The 2758-nt window shown below is 68.5% G+C and carries 2 protein-coding genes; both read left to right on the top strand.

Annotated elements, in window-relative coordinates; all coding sequences use genetic code 11:
• Nucleotides 1-191: 191 nt before the first annotated feature.
• A complete protein-coding gene (locus tag A7A76_RS04415) occupies nucleotides 192-743 on the top strand; it encodes a hypothetical protein (protein WP_206410059.1) in 552 nt (183 codons plus the stop codon).
• A gap of 179 nt (nucleotides 744-922) precedes the next feature.
• Entirely contained in the window at nucleotides 923-2593 is a 1671-nt protein-coding gene (locus A7A76_RS04410; protein WP_206410058.1) for an AMP-binding protein, read from the top strand.
• The last annotated feature ends 165 nt before the right edge of the window (nucleotides 2594-2758 follow it).

Here is a 2758-nt window from a genome sequence, read left to right as displayed (position 1 = left end):
GGCCAAGTGCCGCATCGGCCCGGCGCGGCGCCGAACGCGCGCCGTATCCGGCCCGCGCGCCGCGCGCGCACCGCCAACGTTGCGGCTTCGCGGACCGCGAACCGCCCGGCCGAACGTTCACAGCGCGCGCGCCGCCGCGTCTGAGCAGGCATCGGTTGGCCGCGTCGCGCCGGCCGCCATGGAGACGAACGATGCTGATACGAGTGGGCCTGGACCAGTGGATCGCCGTGGCCGGTACCAACCTGGATTCGAAATCGCGCGGCCATCTGGTCGGCCTCAATACCGCCGGACTGTCGGGTTGCGTGGCGATCGGCCTGTCCTGGGGCGATGTGATTTCGCTGGCGCACGTGTATTCGAATTGCACCAGCGCGACCTGGTTGGCCAACGGCACCGCGCCGGGCTATCTGCAGACGCTCAGCGCCGCCTTCCAGGCCACCCGCGCGTTGCGGCCGCAGGTCCAGCCCAGCGGGGTGATCGTGTATTCCGAGGGGACGCCGCGGTGGCTGCCGCGCCAGCTCCGCGAGTGGCTGACGGAGGCACACGGTGTCGACCCCGAAGAAAGCATGAGCGCTACCTGCCGGATCTGGGTCGAGAACGGACGCCTGGGCTGCTCGACCAAGCTGGCCGAAGACCCGGCCGACAACAACAACTACACCACCTCGGCCAATGCGGCCGCGCCGATCCTGGCCTACCAGGCGCTGTCGGCGGACGCCGCGGCGGCGTCGCCGCCGCAGGGGGACTGACGTCGGCCGGGCGACGGCCGCGAGCCGTCGCCATACCGCAACCGCACGCGCCGAATGGTGGAGCGCGGGCGGCCCGGGTCCGCAAGGCGGCCGGCGGGGTGCGCGCTGCCGACAGAGCGCGCCGGCTTGCTATGGTGGCGGCCTGTCGTGGCCGCCACACTCCGGAGCGCGCATCGCCCATGGATTCCACCTCTACCTGGTTCGCCAGCTATCCGCCGTCGATTCCCGCGCAGATCGATCCCGACGCGCTGGGCAGCATCAACGACGTGCTGCGCAAGACCGTCGCCGAGTTCGGCGCGCGGCCGGCGTATTCGAACTTCGGCAAGACCCTGAGCTTCGCCGAACTCGACGCGCTGAGCCGCCGCTTCGCCGCCTATCTGTCGTTCGACCTGCAGCTCGAGAAGGGCGACCGGGTCGCGATCATGCTGCCGAACTGCCTGCAGTATCCGGTGGCGCTGTTCGCGGCGCTGCGCGCGGGGCTGGTGGTGGTCAACGTCAATCCGCTGTACACCGCGCGCGAGCTGGCCCACCAGATCCACGACAGCGGCGCCAAGGCGCTGATCGTGGTCGACAACTTCGGCGCGACGGTGGAAGCCTCCGGCGTGGCCGCGCAGCTCGCCGGCGTGATCACCACCGGCCTGGCCGACCTGCTCGACCAGCCCAGGCGCGCGCTGATGAATTTCGCGGTCAAGTACGTCAAGCGCATGGTGCCGGACTACCGCATCGAGGGCGCGGTGCGCCTGCGCGACGCGCTCGCGGCCGGCGCCAGGCGCGAGTGGGCCGACGTGCATGTCGAGCCGCAGGATCTGGCGTTCCTGCAATACACCGGCGGCACCACCGGCGTTTCCAAGGGCGCGATGCTGACCCACCGCAACATGGTCGCCAACCTGCAGCAGGTTTCGGCGTGGTTCGGCGACAAGATCCGCCCGGGCCAGGAAACCATCGTCACCGCGCTGCCGCTGTACCACGTGTTCGCGCTGACCTGTAACTGCCTGGTATTCCTCAAGGCCGGCGGCCACAGCGTGCTGATCACCAATCCGCGCGACATGCCGGGTTTCGTCGCGGAACTGCGCAAGACGCCGTTCACCGCGATCACCGGCGTCAACACCTTGTTCAGCGGTTTGCTCAACACGCCGGGCTTCGAGCGCGTGGACTTCTCGCAACTGCGCATGTGCTTCGGCGGCGGCACCGCGGTGCAGCGCGCGGTGGCCGAGCGTTGGCAGCAGGTGACCGGCAAGGCGCTGGTGGAAGGCTACGGGCTCACCGAGAGCTCGCCGGTGGCGGTGGTCAATCCGATCGTAGAGGGCATGCAGTTCAACGGCGCGATCGGCGTGCCGATTCCTTCGACCCTGGCTTGCGTGATGAACGAGCAAGGCGAGCGCCTGCCGGTCGGCGAACCCGGCGAGCTGTGCCTGCAGGGCCCGCAGGTGATGAAGGGCTATTGGCGCCAGCCGGAGGAAACCGCGCGCACCATCGACCGCGACGGCTGGCTGCACACCGGCGATATCGCCCGCATCGACGAGAAGGGCTTCATCTTCCTGGTCGACCGCAAGAAGGACATGATCCTCGTGTCCGGGTTCAACGTGTATCCCAACGAGGTCGAGGACGTGATGGCGGCGATGCCGGGCATCCGCGAGGTGGCGGCGGTGGGGGTGCCGAGCGAGAAGTCGGGCGAGACGGTCAAGCTGGTGGTGGTGCGCTCGGATCCGGCGCTGACCGTGGAGCAGATCAAGGCGTATGCGAAGGCCAATTTGACCGGTTACAAGCGGCCGCATGTGATCGAGTTCCGCAATGAGCTGCCCAAGAGCAATGTCGGCAAGATTTTGCGGCGGGAGTTGCGTGGGGGGTAATGCGGGTGACGCGGCTGATGCGGGTGGTGCGGAGCGCGAAGGGCGAAGGGCGACGTTGGAGACGCGGCACCGCCGTGACCTCCCGAAGTCCGCAACCCCACGCCGTCATTCCGGCGAAAGCCGGAACCCATTTTGACTTTGCTGTTGCTTCTGTATCTCTCGTGG

Source organism: Lysobacter enzymogenes (assembly GCF_017168095.1).
In the GTDB taxonomy this organism is placed as follows: Bacteria; Pseudomonadota; Gammaproteobacteria; order Xanthomonadales; family Xanthomonadaceae; genus Lysobacter; species Lysobacter enzymogenes_D.
The sequence above is the reverse complement of the archived record's forward strand: the minus strand, read 5'-3'. Positions and strand labels throughout refer to the sequence as shown.